Source organism: Cupriavidus sp. PB-02 (genome assembly GCF_058252315.1).
On record NZ_JBXPSX010000003.1, the window covers coordinates 582,062 to 600,314 of the forward strand.

Genomic DNA, 18,253 nt, shown 5'->3' on the forward strand with positions numbered 1-18,253 from the left:
CCATGCAAGGTAGCGCGTCCGAGGCCCTTTCTGGCATAGGCGGCGCTCGGAACGCGCGGTGCTGGCTTGCAACCGCAGCGAATCCACGTGCGACGCTGAGGTCTTGAAATCGCCGGAATGGCCTCTATTTCCGCCGGTAAACACTTCCCGAGATGGAGACTTCGATGGAATTCGATTCTGAGTGGGTGACGCTAGGCAGGCATCGGGTGCGGCTCAAGTGCACGCGCGGCTTTCCTACCGAGCGGACGCGGCGCGTAGCGGAGTTGGTCACAGTCGCGATCGATAACAACCTCAGCGCGCGGGCCCGTTTGGTCGACGTCACGGCGCAAGGCGATGCTTACGTGATCAGCATCGGCACGACGTTCGAAAAGGACAGAGTGGCGGCCCCCCACCTGGAAGTGGCACTGGCCACGATGTTCGGCTTGGCGCCCGAGCAGATCACGATTGACATTGTCGTCGTCAGTCAGGCAGAGGTGGATGTGCATTTTGGCGTATATGAGCGGATGCTGGCAGAGAAGCTCGGCACCGTGCCGGCCATTCAGTGAAGCGCCAGGATCGGTGCCTGGCCAATAATGCTTGTGGTTTGAATCCACACGCCGGCGTTGACACGTGAATGTCCTGAACGGCGGCCCGGACACGACCCGATCGGCCGGACAAACTCATGATCACAGTGATGGGACGAGGAGCAAGGCTATGAACATCCGTCCACTACACGATCGCGTCATCGTCAAACGCTTGGACGCAGAACACAAGACGGCCAGCGGTATTGTCATCCCCGATACCGCCGCCGAAAAGCCGGACCAGGGCGAGGTCCTGGCTGTCGGCCCCGGCAAGCGCCTGGGCGATGGCCATGTCAGCGCGCCGAGCGTGAAGATTGGCGAGCGCGTGCTATTTGGCAAGTATGCGGGCACCACCGTCAAGCTTGAAGGCGAGGAGGTGCTGGTGATGCGTGACGAGGACATTCTGTGCGTCGTTGAATAGAGGAAGGAACAGAAGACTAGCGTTTCGCAAGGAGTCTCATCATGGCAGCCAAGGAGATCCAATTTCAGGAGTCCGCGCGCCGCCGCATCGTGGCGGGAGTCAACCTGCTGGCCAACGCGATCAAGGTCACGCTCGGCCCCAAGGGGCGCAATGTGGTCCTCGAGCGATCGTTCGGGCCCCCGCTGATCACCAAGGATGGGGTGTCGGTCGCCAAGGAAATCGAACTGCGCGACAAGTTCGAGAACATGGGGGCCCAGTTGGTCAAGCAGGTTGCGGCCAAGACATCCGACGTGGCCGGTGACGGCACCACGACCGCCACCGTGCTGGCCCAGGCGATGGTTCAGGAGGGCATGAAGGACGTGGTGGCGGGCCTGAATCCGATCGATCTGAAGCGCGGCATGGACCTGGCCGTGAGCGCGGTCGTCGAGGCGCTGCGCAAGCTGAGCCGGCCCTGCACTACGAGCAAGGAGATCGGCCAGATCGGCGCGATCTCCGCCAACGCTGATGAGACGATCGGCAAGATCATCGCTGACGCGATGGCCAAGGTCGGCAAGGACGGGGCCATCACTATTGAAGACGGCAAGTCGCTGGAGAGCGAGCTGGAGGTGGTCGAAGGCATGCAGTTCGATCGCGGTTATCTGGCCTCTTACTTCATCAACCAGCCCGAGAAGCAATCCGTCATGCTCGAAGAGCCGTATATCCTGCTGCAGGACAAGAAGATATCGGCGATTCACGATCTGCTGCCGGTGCTCGAGGCCGTGGCCAAGACCGGCAAGCCGTTGCTCGTCGTGGCCGAAGACGTGGAAGGCGAGGCACTTGCGACCCTGGTCGTCAACTCCCTGCGCGGCACCTTCAAGGCCGCCGCAGTGAAGGCACCGGGCTTCGGCGACCGGCGCAAGGCCATGCTGGAAGACATTGCCATCCTGACCGGTGGCACGCTGATCGAGGAACAGACGGGCAAGCAGCTAAAGAATGTCGTGCTGGAAGATCTGGGGCACGCCAAGCGCGTCGAAATTGAGAAGGAGAGCACGACCCTCGTCGGCGGCGCGGGCGAACCCGCAGCAATCGAGGCCCGCATCAAGGCCATACGGCGGCAGATCGACGAGGCCACCAGCGACTACGACAAGGAGAAGTTGCAGGAGCGGGTCGCCAAGCTGGCCGGTGGCGTGGCGGTGATCCGGGTTGGCGCGGCCACCGAGGTGGAAATGAAGGAGAAGAAGGCGCGCGTCGAAGACGCCCTGCATGCCACGCGGGCCGCGGTCGAGGAAGGCATCGTTGCGGGCGGCGGCGTCGCGCTACTGCGCGCCCGCACCCAGCTTGAGCCGCTTCAAGGCGCCAACGCCGATCAGGAAGCCGGCATCCGAATCGTGCTGCGTGCCCTGGAGGAACCGCTGCGGCAGATCGCCGCCAATGCCGGCGAGGAAGCGTCGGTGGTGCTGAACCGGGTACTCGGACATGACGGCAACTTCGGCTGGAATGCGGCCACCGGTGAATACGGCGATCTGTTCGAGATGGGGGTGATCGACCCCACCAAGGTGACCCGTACCGCGCTGCAGAACGCCGCGTCCGTCGCCGGGCTGATTCTGACCACGGACGCGTCCGTGGTCGAAGTACCGAGAGACATGGGCAAAGCCGCTGCAGCGTCACCGGAGCTGGAGTATTGAAGGGACGCATAGGCGCGCGGGGGTGGTGCAGCGCACGGCTTTCGATTCACGTTTCCAACCAAGACAGCGCCCAGGCGCTTGGACATCATGAGCAAGATCATCGGCATTGACCTCGGCACTACGAACTCGTGTGTGGCGCTGATGGAAGGTAACCAGGTCAAAGTGATCGAGAACTCCGAAGGTTCACGCACGACACCGTCCATCGTCGCCTATGTGAACGACGAGGAAATCCTCGTCGGCGCACCCGCCAAGCGACAGGCCGTCACGAATCCAAAGAACACGCTGTTTGCGGTCAAGCGGCTGATCGGCCGCCGCTATGAGGAAAAGGAAGTGCAGAAGGATATCAGCCTGATGCCCTTCACGATCTTGAAGGCCGACAACGGCGACGCATGGGTCGAAGCGCAGGGCCAGAAGCTCGCCCCGCCGCAGGTCTCGGCTGAGGTGCTGCGCAAGATGAAGAAAACCGCCGAAGACTATCTCGGCGAGCCCGTCACCGAAGCCGTCATCACGGTGCCCGCCTACTTCAACGACAGCCAGCGCCAGGCGACCAAGGATGCCGGGCGCATCGCCGGGCTGGACGTCAAGCGGATCATTAATGAACCGACCGCGGCGGCGCTCGCGTTCGGCCTGGACAAGAGGGAAAGCCGCGACCGCAAGATCGCCGTGTTCGACCTTGGCGGCGGCACCTTCGACATTTCCATCATCGAGATCGCTGACGTGCAAGGCGAGAAGCAGTTCGAAGTGCTGTCGACGAACGGTGATACCTTCCTGGGCGGCGAAGACTTCGACCAGCGCATCATCGACTACATCATCGGCGAGTTCAAGAAAGACCAAGGGGTCGACTTGTCGAAGGACGTGCTGGCGCTGCAACGTCTGAAGGAAGCCGCGGAGAAGGCCAAGATCGAGCTCTCGTCGAGTCAGCAGACGGAATCAGCCTGCCGTACATCACGGCCGACACCAGCGGGCCGCGGCATTTGAACCTGAAGCTCACACGTGCAAAGCTCGAACCTCTGGTCGAAGACCTGATCGAGCGCACGATGGAGCCGTGCCGTATCGCGATCAAGGATGCCGGTATCGCGGTCGAAAAAATCGACGACGTGATTCTGGTGGGCGGCATGACCCGCATGCCCAGGGTGCAGGAGAAGGTCAGAGCGTTCTTCGGCCGCGAGCCGCGCAAGGACGTCAACCCCGACGAGGCGGTGGCAGTGGGTGCGGCGATCCAGGGTGCGGTACTAACCGGTGAGCGCAAGGATGTGTTGTTGCTCGACGTCACCCCGCTTTCGCTCGGGATCGAGACCCTGGGCGGCGTGATGAGCAAGATGATCACCAAGAATACCACCATCCCGACCAAGTTCTCTCAGGTCTTCTCTACGGCCGACGACAACCAGGCGGCGGTAACCATCAAGGTGTACCAAGGCGAACGCGAGATCGTTACGGGCAATAAGATGCTGGGCGAGTTCAATCTGGAGGGCATTGCGCCGGCGCCGCGGGGCATGCCGCAGATCGAGGTGACGTTTGACATCGACGCCAATGGCATTCTGCACGTGTCGGCGAAGGACAAGGCCACCGGCAAGGAGAACCGGATCACCATCAAGGCTAACTCGGGCCTGTCTGAAGGCGAGATCCAGCGCATGGTACATGACGCCGAGGCTCATGCTGATGAAGACCATCGACAGCGGGAGTTGGTCGATGCGCGCAACCACGGTGACGCGCTGGCACACAGTTCGCGTAAGGCGTTAGCCGAATACGGCGAGAAGCTGGATGCGGGCGAGAAGGAGAAGATCGAATCCGCAATCAGGGACCTTGAGGCGGCACTGAGGACCTCCGACAAGACCGAGATCGAGGCCAGGACGCAGGCCCTGGCCACGGCCTCGCTGAAACTCGGTGAAAAGGTCTATGCGGACATCCAGGCTCAGCCGGGCACTGGCTCCGGTCGCGCCGCGGACGCGAAAGAGGCGAGCGCCGAGAAGAAAGGCGAGGACGTGGAGGATGTTGAGTTCAAAGAAGCGGGCGCCAAGCAGTAAATTAGCCGACGTCCGTCAAACTTGGGGTGCCTTCAAGAAACGGTTTTTTTCGTACGTTTGCGGCCTCTGTCGGGGTTTCTTGTAATGATTTCGCGGCCGGCATATACGGCGAAGAACACGCCTAAGTGGCTGCGACAGCCAGGGGCTTGTCAAACCGGTTAGCAACGACTGACGCCTTCGCATAGAACCGAAGACCAACCCCTACGGCTGTCATAACGTACCGAAAATATACCGGTCCTGCTTTCTGCAACTGCCATCTGCGAGATGTCTTCAGGGAGTTTTCCCCGTGCGCTATTCATGTACCGTCAGGAAACCGCACATCAGGGGGTTCCTACGGTCAATAGATCATCGACGATGCGGCTGACACCAACTGGAATCCGGTTCTCCTGCCAGACCTCTTAGAGGAGGATACGATGAACACCGACCCGAAAAAGTGGAATCTCTTCAAGTTCCTTCGCGGGGCGGCCCGCAAGTCCGATGGGGACAGCCCGGAAAGCACGCCGGCGAGCGAACAATGGCGCGCCTCCTTGCCTGACATTCCGCGACTGTTCTCACGCGAACCGTGGCGCGCAGTGGAGGAGTTCTTTCATGACCCGTTTGCCGGCCGTGGTGCACTCGAGCGATGGTTTGGCGACTTCAGTTCATCGCGCTTCCAGCCGCGCATCGACGTGGTCGACGAAGGGCAGGTGCTGCGCGTGACCGCCGAATTGCCAGGGATGGATCGCGAAGACCTGAACGTGAGCGTCGAGGACGGGGCGATCGTGCTGCGCGGCGAGAAAAAGCAGGACGTGCGCAGCGAGGAAGATGGCTGCTACCGGCTAGAGCGCGCCTATGGAAACTTCGTGCGCACGATTCCCATGCCGGAAAACGCCGACCCCGATCACACCCTGGCAAAGTTTGACAATGGTGTGCTCACGTTGACCGTGCCGAAATCAGAGGCGGCGCGATCCGCGAGTCGCACGATCGATATTGGCTAGGGCAAGCAGGCAAGAAAGGAAAGCGCGCCAAAACGGGGGCTGACGGCCGGACCGCTACTAAGAGGCCAATGAGGCACCTACAATGCGCGCATGGCTCCCGATCCTGGACCGGCGATCTCCGTCCTTCAACTTCGAATTGCTCTGCGCGGCCTGAGTCCGCCGGTTTGGCGGCGCGTCCTCGTTCCCGAGCACTTGACACTCGGGCGATTGCACCATGTCATCCAGGTCGTCATGGGCTGGGCCGACGAACACCTGCACACGTTCAGCATTCGTGGCAGGCGTTACGGCGAAGCTCAGGAGGGCGTCTTGCAGTTCTGCACAGTCGCCAGCGAACTGCCGCTGACCGCGTTTCATCTCCGCGAACACGAAGGCTTCGTCTATGTGTATGACTTCAACGCGTGGTGGCGCCACGAGATACGCCTGGAGCGGCGTATGCTGCGGCAACGGCCTGGCCAGTTGCCCCGTTGCGTGGCGGGTTGCGGGCCATGCCCGCCCGAGGACATTGGCGGAATCGAGAGGTATCTGGAGGCCAGGGACGAACACAGTGAATATGAGTTCGTCGATTGGATCGAGTCACTGCGCGAAGGGCCAATCGTGCTGGAAGACCTGCGCGACGAGGTCGATGGGTGGCTGATTTGGCTGGATCGTCGCTTTGATCGTCGGATCGTCAATGATCGGCTGCGAGAGCTCGAGGGGTAGACTGGTCGCCGCAGCTTCGAAGGAAGGAGGGCGGCCATGCGTATCAGCTTGCAACTCGTCGTGCAGGACGATGGAGGCGCGCCAGCCACCGTCACCGAGATAGCCCAGTTCGAGAGAGATGGCCTTGATGTGGGCTCGCTGGGGCTGCATCTGCAGGAGGCGAAATCATTGCTGGGCCGGCTGCAGCGCACGATGGTCACGGCACAGGTGGCCGAGGCAGTTGCCCGGACCAGCGTTTGTCCCACGTGCGGGGCGCAGCTGGCTTGCAAGGGCCACCATCACTTGGTTTTCCGTAGCGCGTTCGGACGGCTGTCGATTGACAGTCCGAGGCTGTACCCCTGCCGGCAGTGCCAGGGCGACGCCCCTAGCTTCAGTCCGGTCGCTAACTGCTTGCCTGAGCGGGTCAGTCCAGAACTGCAGTATCTCGAGGTGAAGTTTGCAGCGTTGATGTCGTATGGTCTGACCGTCAACGTCCTGCAGGAAGTATTGCCGCTCGATCATGTACTGGCAGCCAGCTCGATCCGGCGCCAGGTCACCAAGGTCGGTCGCCGGCTGGAAGCGGAGCAGGCAACCGACGTGCGGCAGCAGGCGGAGGTGGAGGCGAGCGTGCGCTCGCCCGAGATCCCCGAGCCCAGTCCGGTCCGCGCGGTTGGCATTGACGGCGGCTTCCTTCGGCGGGCCGGACACCGGCGCCGCCAGGACGGCTGGTTTGAAGTGATTGTCGGGAAGTCCCTGCGAGATCAGGATGGCGGGCATAGTTTTGCCTACGTGCATAAACTGGAGCGCCGACCGGCCGATCGTATGTGGAATTTCCTTCTTCGTGAGGGTGTGCAACCCTGTCAGCCGGTGACCTTTCTGTCGGACGGCGGGGATACCGTACGGTTTGCCCAACTCGGCTTTGGTGACCGCGGTGAGTACGTTCTCGATTGGTTCCACATCGCCATGCGGGTACAGAACCTCGAACAGATGATCAAGGGCCGGCCGGCCCACTGCGACGGCCCGACCAACGCGGCATTGATCAAGGATCTGCATGGCGCCAAGTGGCACCTGTGGCACGGTTGCCCCTATCCGGCGTTGCGCCGACTGGAAAGCCTGGGCTGGGATCTGGACGCTGAGGCCAGCCCCGAAGAGGCCAAACTCCTTGGCAAGCTCGAGGAGTTCATTGTCTACTTGGACAACAACCGGCACTTCATCGTGAACTACGGTGACCGCTATCGACATGGCGAGCCCATTGCCTCAGGTTTTGTCGAGTCAGCCGTCAACCAAGTGGTCAGCAAGCGGTTCGTCAAACGGCAGCAGATGGCCTGGCGGCCTCGGCACGCGCACAACCTGCTTCAAATCAGGCCGGCCGTGCTCAGTGACCAGCTCCGGTCTTACGTTGAACGATGGTATCCGTCCATCGCTGGCGAAGAAGGCCACCGCCTTGCCGCTTAGTCAGCACCCGGTTTGGCGCGGTCTCCAGCCCATACCGGGTCGCGCCCAGACACGCGGCGTAGCGAAGATTGGTGGAGGCGGGCGACGAGCATCCGCTTCGAGACGGTCGAAGGCTGGACCCTAATCCGCCCTTCGGCCGGGCGCGACTTCGACGGCAGGTCCACGAGGTACAACGGACATTCAAGCAGCCGACTCGGACGGTAAGTGTTCGACCAGAGCTGACAGTCGCGGTTCAAGGCGTATAGGCTTACAACTCCTGGGCTGCCTTGCGCAAAATTTCCTGAGCGCGTTGGGCGATCGGGGATAGGTAGCCGGCCCTTCGTATCAGTCCGACCTGACGCAGCAGGCCGTCGAACTGGATCGGCCGCACAGCAATGTCGAACGGTAGGGGGCCAGGGTCGAAGCTGCGCGCGTTGATCAAGCTGAGCCAAGCCAACTACCTGGTGGCCTCGGTGAGCAAGACGATCTGCCAAAGCGCGGCCGATATCGCCGTCTCGTCCCATCGTCTCGGAGGACGAAGCATCTACTCGTTCGCCGCAGTGGGCTTGACGGTACTTGCCGCAGCATCGCCCATCACGGTGGTCGTGAGCGGGACGGCGTGGCGTCAACCGGTGCGGGAAGTAGTGGGCCCAGGATGCACGGCCGGGTTTTGCAGAAGGCTCCGCTATCGACGAACCTCTCATCATCCGAACCAAGTTCCGGACTCAGGGCCTCCGGCTCCAAGTCTTGAGAGAATGGAAATAAGGGATTCCGGCGCGACCTACGCCAAAACCTACGCTGAAAATTTGCATCGTGAAGTGCGGGCGGGCGCGCAGCAGCGTAGCCGCCAGGTTGATCTGATCGTCGGCTGCCCTATACTTCTAGTGCTGACTGAGACACGCCGTAGCAAAGCGAAGGTACGTCAGCGAAAACGATCACGCCTTCCTAGATGGGAGCGTGGTTGTGTAGGTCTAATAGGCCTGCAAGTCCGAACCGGATCATGAGTTTGCTGACCCGGTTCGGACCCACGTGTGGAGGGCTGAAAGCGCTGAGCACCTGTAAAAGGTGCTTTTTTTGGGTCGCCGATTTGCGACCAGGCCGTCAGCCTGGAAAAACCGGAGCGGCAGGATTCCTTCACTGCACCAGGCCAACCGCCAATGACCCACGCGCAAAATGGTCGCAAAATGGGGTTACCCCTACCTTCGGGAGGGGCGCAGCAAAAGCACTCACAGCGCAAGTCGTGCCCGGCAGGGGCCGGGCAGGCACGGGAAGGCAAGGCACTCAATCCGCGCGGGCCATCCTCGAGCTACGATCCGGACGAGCCGGGCGTGCCGGCGAACGCGCCAAAACGCGTGATCCGCGGCGGCTCGTTTCTGTGCAACGCTGACTATTGCCTGAGCTACCGGCCAAGCGCACGTCGCAGTTGCGATCCGTTCAACCCGATGTCGCACCTCGGATTCCGGCTGGTTGTTGACGCCGACGCCTGGAAGGATCTCGGTCTAAATCGGAAATCCTGAGAAAGCTATGGCCAGATCATCAACGCCTGCATGGCTGGTACTTGCGTTCCTGCTTCTGCTCGGCGGCTGCGCGAGCCGGCCCGTCAATCCGCCGCTGGCCCACGCCGACCAGAATACCGGTTATCGCTTCTTTACTCGCCCGCAATTTTCGACGGACAAGGAAAACCTGGTGATCCTGGCCTTCTCGGGCGGGGGCACTCGCGCCGCCGCTTTCTCGTACGGCGTCCTCGAGTTCCTGCGCAACACCCAGGTCGAGGGACCGAGGGGCAGGTCGAGCCTGCTCGATCATGTGGGCGTCATCACCGGCGTGTCGGGCGGCAGCTTTACGGCGCTCGCCTATGGCCTCTACGGCGAGAAGCTGTTCGACGACTACGAACAGCGCTTCCTCAAGCGCGACGTGCAGGGCGAGATTACCTTCCGCACGCTCAATCCGGCCTACTGGCCATCACTGTGGTCTAGCGGTTGGGACCGCTCGGAGCTGGCGGCGGATCTGTACGACGAGATTCTTTTCCATGGTGCGACGTTCGGCGACCTCGATCGCGGGAACGGCCCGTTCATCGTCGCCTCGGCTACCGACATCACCACAGGCGCGCGCCTGCCCTTTACGCAAGCCACGTTCGATGTGCTCTGCTCGGACCTCAATGCGGTGCGGCTGTCGCGTGCAGCGGCCGCATCGTCCGCGGTGCCGGTGGTGCTCACGCCGATCACGCTCAACAACTACGGTGGCAATTGCGGCTACGCGCCACCGAGCTGGATCAAGGCATTTATCGACGCCGCCGAACCGCCCAGGCCAGCCGCGCGCGCGACCCGCCATATCAAGGAAGAGGCGGAATTCGGCGACAGTATCAACCGGCCCTATCTCCATGTCGTGGATGGGGGTGTCTCGGACAACCTGGGCATGCGTAGCGTACTGGATACGCTGGAGCTCATGGAAGCGCTGCACCTGATCGGGCAACATACACCGCTCGATCAGTTGCGCAGGATTGTCGTCTTTGTCGTCAATTCGCTGTCCGTTCCCAAGACGGCATGGGACAAGTCGGAATCCTCGCCGGGCACGATATCGATACTGGTGAAAGCCGCGGGCGTGCCGATTGACCACTACTCCTACGAGGCGACCGAGTTGTTGAAGGACAGCCAGGCGCGCTGGCAAGCCATGCGCCAGGTGCGCCAGTCCACCGCGTTTGCCGCGAACAAGGATGCAGCGGTTGCCACCGCGCTACGCACGCCGGACGCGACCATTTATGCCATCGATGTGTCGTTCGCCCAGTTGGAGGACAAGGCGGAACTGGCCTACCTGAATGAACTCCCCACGTCGTTTTCCCTGCCGCCCGAGGCCGTCGACCGCCTGCGCGCCGCCGCAGGGAAGATCGTCCTGGCATCGCCCGATTTTCAGCGGCTGCTGAAGGACGCCGGCGCCAGGATCGTGACCGAGCCGCGACAAGCGGGAGAGGCAAACGCAAGGGTTCCGTCGCAGTAAGGGTGTCGACGTAGAATGTGGGGTCTCGAACCGCGAAGCCAGAAGATGAGCCATCAGACCAAGCGCCCACGGAAGAGCCTGCCGGCAGGGATTGCCAAGGTGCTCAAGCGCCTGCACTACCCGCTGGACGTGATCCTGCTATGCGTGCGGTGGTACGTAGCGTACTCACTGAGTCTGCGCGATCTGGAGGAAATGATGGCCGAACGCGGCATCCCGGTGGACCATTCCACCGTGCATCGCTGGGTGATCAAGCTGCTGCCGGTATTCGAGAAGGCATTTCGCAGGCATCATCGTTCGGTGGGCGCCAGCTGGCGCATGGACGAAACCTACATCTTGGTCAAGGGGCAATGGAAGTATCTCTACCGGGCCGTGGACAAGGCCGGCAAGACCATTGATTTCCTGTTGTGTGCACGCCGTGACACGGCCGCTGCCCGGCGCTTCTTCGAGAAGGCCATCGCCGGCAACGGAGTTCCACAGACGGTCACGGTGGACAAGAGTGGCGCTAATCTGGCTGCCCTGCAGGCCATCAATGCCAAAAGGGAAACTCCCATCAAGATCCGGCAAAACAAGTACCTGAACAACCTCGTCGAGGTGCGACACGAAGTCGCTTACAGAAGTTGTTCGCCCTTCTCGCCGTATAGAAGGAGTGAACCACCGGTGTCACCCGGTGAATCCAGGAGCCTGAATCAAGAGCGGCTCTGACAACGTAACGAAGCGCCGCAAGGCGCGGGGTATCAATCGCGAGAGGCGTACCCTTCTGGCAGCCATAAGCCGGATGAGTGCCAGATAGTCGGTATGGTGAAAACATTTGAATCTGCAACAGGGTCGTTATGTTGAACGAGCGGAAATGGCTATTGCGCTCGAACCAAACGGTACTGGAGGTGGGAACAGCGTTTCTCGATTACGCGTTCGTGACCCATATACCTTCCGGCCCAGAGCAGGCACCTAACCCGACGTACTTCCGTAAGCGGAACGTGGAAACCCCGTATCGCTCCCTTCGGGGACAGCAGGCTGCGAGGCCTGCCCATGGCGGTGCGGGCACAGGATCGGGGAAAAAGCGAATGCCCGACTGTAATGGACGGGATACGGGTTGCAACATCACCCGACGCGAAAGCGGGCAGACTTCCTCATGGTCTCTCCTCACCAGAGAGTTTGCAGAATCATCTATACGGAAGGAAAGCAAATGAGTGCAGCAACACGGGCGCGTGCACCTTCTGGCGTGGCGTGGGACGGCATCAATTGGGCCGATGTTCAACGTCAGGTAAGAAGGCTGCAGTCGCGTATGGTGAAGGCGGTACAGGCCGGCCGCCATAACAGGGTGAAAGCCCTGCAATGGCTGCTGACCCACTCGTTCAGCGGCCGTGCATTAGCCGTCAAGCGGGTGACTGAAAACAAAGGCAGGAACACCCCCGGTGTGGACAAGGTAACGTGGAAAACACCGGCGGCAAAGGCCAACGCGATTGCGTCGTTGAAGAGGCGGGGTTATTCGCCCCTTCCGCTTCGGAGGGTTTTTATTCTGAAGAAAAACGGCAAGACGAGGCCCCTCGGCATCCCCGTGATGAAATGCCGCGCCATGCAGGCGCTACATCTGCTGGCGCTGGAACCCGTTGCGGAAACCACTGCGGACCTGAACTCTTATGGGTTCAGGCCGGAACGCTCAACTGCTGACGCTGGAGGACAATGCTTCATTTCTCTGGCGAAAAAGGCGAGTGCGGAATGGGTGCTGGAGGCTGACATTCAAGGCTGTTTCGACAAAATTTCCCACGACTGGATGATCGCCAATCTCCCCACGGACAAGGTGATCCTAAAGAAGTGGCTCAAAGCGGGCTACGTGTATCAAAACGAACTCTTCCCCACTGACGCCGGCACCCCGCAAGGGGGAATCATTTCACCGGTGGCAGCCAACATGACGCTCGATGGCCTCGAAGCTAGGCTAGCGGAAAAATTTCCGCGAGCCAGGCAGAGAGGACTGAAAATTAACATGGTGCGTTACGCGGACGATTTCATTATTACCGGCCACTCGAAAGAGTGGCTGGAACATGAAGTCAGGCCGGCAGTAGCTGAATTTCTGGCGGAACGCGGGCTGGTCTTATCCCCAGAAAAAACCAGGATAACGCACATCAAGGAGGGGTTTGATTTTCTCGGATGGAACATTCGCAAGTACAACGGCAAGCTACTGATGAAACCGTCGAAAGCGAACGTCAAGGCGCATCTTGACAAAATTCGTGAAATCATCAAGGCCAACAAGACGGCTAAACAGGCGAGCCTGATAAGGCTGCTCAATCCTGTTTTACGAGGATGGGCGAATTATCACAGCCATGTAGTCGCCAAGAAAACCTTCGATCGGGTTGATCACGAGGTCTGGTCAATGCTATGGCGATGGGCGGCAAGAAGGCACCCTAACAAAGGCGCCCGATGGATAAAAACGAAATACTTCAAAACCAAAGGTCTCCGGGACTGGGTATTTGCCGCCACAGAAAAAAAAGAGGATGGCACGACAAGAGAGGTCACCTTGCTGAAGGTATCGGACACGCCAATCAAACGGCATGTCAAGATCAAGGCGAGCGCCAATCCGCACGATCCGCACTGGGCGCCGTACTTCGAATCCCGATGGGGCCAGAAGATGCTGAACTCGGCGCGAGGGCACGGTAAGCTGTACCGTGTCTGGCTAAGGCAAGATGGCATGTGTTCCAACTGTCAGCAGCCCATCACAATGAACACCCGCTGGGATGTTTCGCATATTGTGAAGCAAACTGACGGCGGGACGGATGCAGCAAGCAACCTTCAAGTGCACCATCTCAATTGCCGTAGAACTCCGCAATACGCCTGAAAAGAAGTTGTGCCACCGGGTGTCGACAGATGCCTCTGTAGAGGCTTGAGCCGTATGCTCCTAAAGGCGCACGTACGGTTCTTAGGGGGCCGTACCGCAGCAATGCGGTACGGCTACCCGACCAGGACCATCGGGCCATCAAGCGCCAGACTCGACCAATGCTTGGCTTCAAGGACTTCCGCTGCGCGCGCATCTTGCTGGCCGGCATCGAGCTCACGCATATGATCGCCAAGGGCCAGATGCAGTGCCACGATGGGAGCAATCCGTCGGCTGCGCAGCAGTTCTATTCCCTGGCTTCATAAGGCACAGCGCCCCCAAGGTCCGGCCCGCGAAAAGTGGCGGCAATCAACTGGAGAGCCGCTTCCAGCAAGGCTCCGCCCCCTTCCCGCCTTTCGCGCGCGGATCACGCTCGCTCGATCCAATCAAGGCTTTGAAGGTGCCGGGCCAAGGGGCGGAGGCGGCGGCAGCCTGGATGGCGGGCCAGGGGGCGTTACCGGCGGCGGTGCCCCAGTAACTTCGGGCAGCGACGAGCCGAACACAGGAAATAGAGGTGGTGCGCCCTGACCACCGACGGTCACGCTCTCCGAAGGGGTGCGAAGCCCTCGGAGGTGCTCGGCGCAGAACCTTTCCGTCTGACGAATTCGTACATCAATCTGTGGGTTGCTGGCCAGAAACGCCGCATCTCTTTGTCGGTAAATCGCCAAGTATTTGAGTGTGCCCTCGCAGTCTCGCATGTCATACGCGTGCGTGGCTGCGACGAAGTTGGAATCATTCAGATCGGCTCGCCCTACCACCGGCATCGCGCACAGGACGAGGCCGCACGCAACCCCGCAATAGGAAGTTTTCGGGACGACTCTCACGGCAATTCCCTTTCTCCGTCCGCCCTCTGCCTTGCGTTAAAGTCATTGCCGCGCCGGTTTGGCCGGCGCGGCTTCCTGGCCGTTGCCTTGCTTAGGCAGAGACGGCGCCTTGTCGAATGGGACGACGCGTTCCACGGCGCCAATGTTCTTGGTGGCGCCAAGTTTCAGTCCGGTAAATACTGCGTAGAGGATGACGACCGCGCCAAGGACAACAAAGAAGGTTCCGGGTGCCGCACTCTTGAGCATCAGTCTCCAATCCTTGAAATTGGCCTCCAGGTTTCCGGCGGCCCCCCAGATTCCGGCCATGAAAAGGCGATACCCGAGCCAAGCGAACAGCGTGCCAACCGCCAGGCAGGCGAGCTTGTAGACCACAAGCCCGAGTACCACCGCAATTTCCGCGCTCACGATTTCCTTTGTCCACGCCAGCCCGAGGACTGCCCCCCATGCGCTAAATCTAGGCGCGGCCCAGGATAGGCGCAAGATCAGGCACAGCGCGGCGGCGCCTTGATGCTGCGCGGTCTCATGCAGTTTGCGCCATTTCACGACCTGCCAATCGTCAACCTGGTGGACCCAGACTGGGGCCAGGCCAAGATAGGGGAATCCGCTATCACAAGGGGTACGGCCCGAGACCGGCCCGCTGTTGAAGCAGGGATAACCCTGAGCCCCTATCCGACCCGGAAAAACTCCACCGATTGCCCTGCATTGACCGCCCGCCGCAGCCAATCGGGCATCTCGCCCTGCCCGTCCCAACTCACTCCCTTGGCGTTCCGGTATCAGACCGGTGGCGGAGGGGGTGGGGGTGGAGGTGGGTCGAAGCACCCCGCCGCCTTTAACTCGTCCATCGTCAGCCCATAGTCGGCCATCTGGTCCTGGATCCAGCGGATCGCCGCCGCCCGCTCATGGTTGGCTGTCATCGTTGTCGTCACTGCTATCGCTGCCGTCATCCGGGTTGGAGGCGGCCGTAGCCGCGCCCTGCCACCGACGAAGCCTTTGCCACCAATGCCGCCCGGTGCAGCGCCAGCAGCAGGTCATCGATGCGATCGAGGCCTTTACCGCGGTGCGAAGCAAGGCGGAAATCGCGGCAGCGCTGGGCGGCAAAGTGCCGTTCGGGCCGGTCTATACCTCAACCGAGATTTTCGCCGATCCGCACTACGCAGTGCGCGAGGTGCTGGTGGAAGTCGAGCAACCGGGCTCGGCCAGGGCTGTGCGGATCGCCGGCGTGCCGATCAAGCTAAGCGAAACCCCGGGCGGAGTGCACCGGCGGGCGCCGCTGCTCGGCGAGCATACCGATGAGGTGCTGAGCTCGGCGGGCTATGCCGGGGAAGACATCCGCCGCTTGCGGCAGGGCGGCGTGGTGCGGTAGCACTGCACGGCAGGCTTCCGGTGCTTTACGAAATTTCGTATAGTACTGCCGGTATCCGAATTTCCACCTGCCAATCCATGCCTACCCTGATCCCAGCCGCCGGCCGCGCCATGGCGGTCTTCGAAGTTTTCGCCCGCGAACGGCGCGAGCTGTCCAATTCCGACATGGCGCGCCTGCTCTCCCTGCCAGAGAGCAGCACCTCCGACCTGCTGCATACGCTGCATTCGCTCGGCTACCTGATGCGCACCACCCGCAGCCGGCGCTTCTACCCCACCGGACGCCTGTTCGAGGTCGCGCGCCAAATCGCAGAGAACGATCCGCTCAGCACCGTCGCGCAGGAAGCCGTGGAACAGGTAGGGGAAAAGACAAACGAAAGCGTCTTCTTCGGCGTGCTCGATACCGCCGCGGTCAAGGTCGTCGCCGCCCAGCCCAGCCGCCTGCCACTGCGCTACATCATCGAAGTCGGTTCGCGGGCCGCCCTGCATGCGTCCGCGCTGGGCAAGGGCCTGCTAAGCCTGCTGCCGCCCGAGGAAGCACGCGCCGCACTGGCCAGGAGCAACCTGCGCCCGCTCACGCAACACACCATTGTCGACGTCGACACGCTGATGGCGCAGATTTCCCGTGGCCACAAGCGTGGCTGGCATGAGGCGCGCGAAGAAGGCAGCGAGGGAGTGTATGGCCTGGCGGTGACCGGGCTGCTGGGCGGCCAACCGGCGGGCATCTCCGTGGCAGGCCCGGCGGATCGGATGAAGAAGTACCACGACGCCTACCTGGCCGCGCTGATTGAGGTGCGTGATGCGCTGATGGAGAAGGCATAGCTGCCGCGCCCGGTGCCATGGCGCGATACAGCCGATGTATTGCGCGACATACCGAAAGTATTTTTCACAGCGCCGCTCAGTCCGTAGCATCGAATGGAAATCGCCGTGCACGTTTTCGCGCCGGCTCCCCCTGTCCTTCTATTCGACCTAGACATGAGCAGCTTTCTGGATATCCAGCGCGAAGGCGCTGTCGCCATCGTCACCATGAACCGCCCCGAGACGCGCAACGCGATCTCGGACGACGACGCCATCGAGGCCCTGGTGCAGATGTGCGAGACCATCAACCGGGACCTGACGGTGCGCGCCGTCATCCTCACCGGCGCGGGGCCGACCTTCTCTTCCGGCGGCAACCTGAAAACGCTGCGCAGCAAGCTCGGCAGCGGGCTGGTCCAGCCCGTGCTGAGCCGCTATGGCTATCGCGACGGCATCCAGCGCGTGCCGCTGGCCATGTGCGACCTCGAGGTGCCGACCATCGCCGCGGTCAACGGCCCCGCCCTGGGCGCCGGCAATGACCTCGCCTGTACCTGCGATATCCGCATCGCGTCCGAGCACGCGACGTTTGCCGCCACCTTCGTCAAGCTCGGGCTGATCCCGGGTGACGGCGGTGCATGGCTGCTGCCCCAGGCGGTGGGCATGTCGCGCGCCTGCGAGCTGGCCTTTACCGGTGACGCCATCGACGCACGCCAGGCGCTCGAATGGGGCCTCGTGTCGCAAGTGGTGGCCCCCGACGCCCTGCTCCCGACAGCCATGGAGCTGGGCCAGCGCATCGCGCGCAACTCCGGCCATGCGCTGCGCATGACCAAGCGCCTGCTGCGCGAGTCCGTCCATGCACGATTGGACACCATCATGGAGATGTCGGCGGGCTTCCAGGCGCTGGCCCACAACACGCCCGAACACGACGCCGCGCTGGACGCCTTCCTCGAGCGGCGCGTCTGACCGGACGATGGCGGTACCCCGGCCGCGGCACTTGGCCCGGCCGGGCGAAAGACAGCAAGGAGACGACATGGCATTCCACCCCTTGAAGCATTGCCTGCTCGCGGCATCGCTGGCGCTGACCGGGCTGCCGGCCGCGGCGCAGTCCGATTTTCCGAACCGGCCGGTCAAGGTCATTGTCTCGCTGCCGCCGGGCAGCGGCGCTGACACCACGGCACGCTTCATCTCCCAACACCTGAGCGAAAAGTTCAAACAGCCCTTCGTAGTGGAGAACCGCCCAGGGGCGAACAGCTTCATCGGCGCGCGCGCTGTGGCCGAAGCCGCGCCGGACGGCTACACCCTGTTCGTCGGCAGCAACTCGTCGATGGTGACCAATGTGGCGGTGTTCCGGAGCATGCCCTACGACCCGGTCAAGGACTTCGGGTTTTGTCGCGATAAGGAGTAGTACCAGCCGGGGATCGCCGAGGTGCTGCGCTTATGCGACCAGCGAGTAAAATTGCTCGGCAGCGGACGGACTGCTCCCCTTTGGGGTGACCACCTGCCCTTTGCGGATCATGTGCATGGTCTCGATGCCACCCAGGATAATGCGGGCGCAACGAAAATTCTGGAATCCCAGCATCGGCCTGACCCGGCGTTTGATGGACCGGTGGTCCTGGTCGGGTAGCCGTACCGCATTGCTGCGGTACGGCCCCCTAAG

Annotated in this window: 12 protein-coding genes and 7 pseudogenes; 16 read left to right on the forward strand and 3 right to left on the reverse strand. The window is 61.7% G+C overall.

Translation table 11 applies throughout. The annotated features are described in order from the left end of the window. The first annotated feature begins 164 nt into the window (after nt 1–164). From AC10V3_RS37105 to AC10V3_RS37160, 12 genes and pseudogenes are all read left to right on the forward strand, one after another. A complete protein-coding gene (locus AC10V3_RS37105; protein WP_020201309.1) occupies nt 165–545 on the forward strand; it encodes a hypothetical protein in 381 nt (126 codons plus the stop codon). A 148-nt stretch (nt 546–693) separates the two neighbouring features. Then, nucleotides 694–981: a co-chaperone GroES gene (locus AC10V3_RS37110; RefSeq protein ID WP_022540319.1), complete on the forward strand. Its 288-nt coding sequence runs from the start codon at nt 694–696 to the stop codon at nt 979–981. 41 nt (nt 982–1,022) lie between these two features. After that, the gene (groL, locus tag AC10V3_RS37115; protein ID WP_490924633.1) at nt 1,023–2,645 is read left to right on the forward strand and encodes a chaperonin GroEL; all 1,623 of its coding nucleotides are present in this window, start codon (nt 1,023–1,025) and stop codon (nt 2,643–2,645) included. 87 nt (nt 2,646–2,732) lie between these two features. Continuing rightward, nucleotides 2,733–4,669, forward strand: a pseudogene (dnaK, locus tag AC10V3_RS37120) (molecular chaperone DnaK). Between the two features lie 413 nt (nt 4,670–5,082). Next, entirely contained in the window at nt 5,083–5,646 is a 564-nt protein-coding gene (locus AC10V3_RS37125; RefSeq protein WP_490924634.1) for an Hsp20/alpha crystallin family protein, read from the forward strand. A gap of 90 nt (nt 5,647–5,736) precedes the next feature. After that, complete coding sequence (locus AC10V3_RS37130) at nt 5,737–6,345, forward strand: plasmid pRiA4b ORF-3 family protein (protein ID WP_022540314.1); 609 nt, start codon at nt 5,737–5,739, stop codon at nt 6,343–6,345. Between the two features lie 36 nt (nt 6,346–6,381). Continuing rightward, a complete protein-coding gene (locus tag AC10V3_RS37135; protein ID WP_490924635.1) occupies nt 6,382–7,779 on the forward strand; it encodes an ISKra4 family transposase in 1,398 nt (465 codons plus the stop codon). A 1,262-nt stretch (nt 7,780–9,041) separates the two neighbouring features. After that, nucleotides 9,042–9,275, forward strand: a pseudogene (locus AC10V3_RS37140) (SUMF1/EgtB/PvdO family nonheme iron enzyme); the annotation flags it as partial. Between the two features lie 169 nt (nt 9,276–9,444). Next, nucleotides 9,445–10,752 carry a patatin-like phospholipase family protein gene (locus tag AC10V3_RS37145; protein ID WP_490924636.1) on the forward strand — a complete coding sequence of 436 codons (1,308 nt, stop codon included), beginning with the start codon at nt 9,445–9,447 and terminating at the stop codon, nt 10,750–10,752. A gap of 45 nt (nt 10,753–10,797) precedes the next feature. After that, a pseudogene (locus AC10V3_RS37150) lies at nt 10,798–11,394 on the forward strand (IS6 family transposase); the annotation flags it as partial. A gap of 541 nt (nt 11,395–11,935) precedes the next feature. Further along, nucleotides 11,936–13,582 carry a group II intron reverse transcriptase/maturase gene (gene ltrA, locus AC10V3_RS37155; RefSeq protein WP_490924637.1) on the forward strand — a complete coding sequence of 549 codons (1,647 nt, stop codon included), beginning with the start codon at nt 11,936–11,938 and terminating at the stop codon, nt 13,580–13,582. 119 nt (nt 13,583–13,701) lie between these two features. Further along, nucleotides 13,702–13,884, forward strand: a pseudogene (locus AC10V3_RS37160) (IS6 family transposase); the annotation flags it as partial. A gap of 600 nt (nt 13,885–14,484) precedes the next feature. On the opposite strand, the gene AC10V3_RS37165 reads toward AC10V3_RS37160, so the two are convergent. Beyond that, nucleotides 14,485–14,985 (reverse strand): hypothetical protein, encoded by a 501-nt coding sequence (locus tag AC10V3_RS37165; protein ID WP_349604785.1) that lies wholly within the window; start codon nt 14,983–14,985, stop codon nt 14,485–14,487. Nucleotides 14,986–15,107: 122 nt separating this feature from the next. Continuing rightward, a pseudogene (locus AC10V3_RS37170) lies at nt 15,108–15,356 on the reverse strand (H-NS family nucleoid-associated regulatory protein). 95 nt (nt 15,357–15,451) lie between these two features. Here AC10V3_RS37170 and AC10V3_RS37175 point away from each other — a divergent pair. From AC10V3_RS37175 to AC10V3_RS37190, 4 genes and pseudogenes are all read left to right on the forward strand, one after another. Next, nucleotides 15,452–15,805, forward strand: coding sequence for a CoA transferase (locus AC10V3_RS37175; protein ID WP_349604787.1), 354 nt, complete (start codon nt 15,452–15,454; stop codon nt 15,803–15,805). A 77-nt stretch (nt 15,806–15,882) separates the two neighbouring features. After that, the gene (locus tag AC10V3_RS37180; protein ID WP_349604788.1) at nt 15,883–16,623 is read left to right on the forward strand and encodes an IclR family transcriptional regulator; all 741 of its coding nucleotides are present in this window, start codon (nt 15,883–15,885) and stop codon (nt 16,621–16,623) included. Between the two features lie 153 nt (nt 16,624–16,776). Continuing rightward, nucleotides 16,777–17,559 carry a crotonase/enoyl-CoA hydratase family protein gene (locus AC10V3_RS37185; protein ID WP_349604789.1) on the forward strand — a complete coding sequence of 261 codons (783 nt, stop codon included), beginning with the start codon at nt 16,777–16,779 and terminating at the stop codon, nt 17,557–17,559. Nucleotides 17,560–17,626: 67 nt separating this feature from the next. Then, a pseudogene (locus AC10V3_RS37190) lies at nt 17,627–17,977 on the forward strand (Bug family tripartite tricarboxylate transporter substrate binding protein); the annotation flags it as partial. A 54-nt stretch (nt 17,978–18,031) separates the two neighbouring features. Here AC10V3_RS37190 and AC10V3_RS37195 read toward each other — a convergent pair. Then, nucleotides 18,032–18,241 (reverse strand): annotated as a pseudogene (locus AC10V3_RS37195) (DDE-type integrase/transposase/recombinase); the annotation flags it as partial. Nucleotides 18,242–18,253: the final 12 nt, after the last annotated feature.

What these genes read in the sequence shown, in the direction of transcription:
- AC10V3_RS37105 (WP_020201309.1), top strand. Translation starts at nt 165, where the DNA reads ATGGAATTCGATTCTGAGTGGGTGACGCTAGGCAGGCATCGGGTGCGG.
- AC10V3_RS37110 (WP_022540319.1), top strand. Translation starts at nt 694, where the DNA reads ATGAACATCCGTCCACTACACGATCGCGTCATCGTCAAACGCTTGGAC.
- groL (WP_490924633.1), top strand. Translation starts at nt 1,023, where the DNA reads ATGGCAGCCAAGGAGATCCAATTTCAGGAGTCCGCGCGCCGCCGCATC.
- AC10V3_RS37125 (WP_490924634.1), top strand. Translation starts at nt 5,083, where the DNA reads ATGAACACCGACCCGAAAAAGTGGAATCTCTTCAAGTTCCTTCGCGGG.
- AC10V3_RS37130 (WP_022540314.1), top strand. Translation starts at nt 5,737, where the DNA reads ATGGCTCCCGATCCTGGACCGGCGATCTCCGTCCTTCAACTTCGAATT.
- AC10V3_RS37135 (WP_490924635.1), top strand. Translation starts at nt 6,382, where the DNA reads ATGCGTATCAGCTTGCAACTCGTCGTGCAGGACGATGGAGGCGCGCCA.
- ltrA (WP_490924637.1), top strand. Translation starts at nt 11,936, where the DNA reads ATGAGTGCAGCAACACGGGCGCGTGCACCTTCTGGCGTGGCGTGGGAC.
- AC10V3_RS37180 (WP_349604788.1), top strand. Translation starts at nt 15,883, where the DNA reads ATGCCTACCCTGATCCCAGCCGCCGGCCGCGCCATGGCGGTCTTCGAA.
- AC10V3_RS37185 (WP_349604789.1), top strand. Translation starts at nt 16,777, where the DNA reads ATGAGCAGCTTTCTGGATATCCAGCGCGAAGGCGCTGTCGCCATCGTC.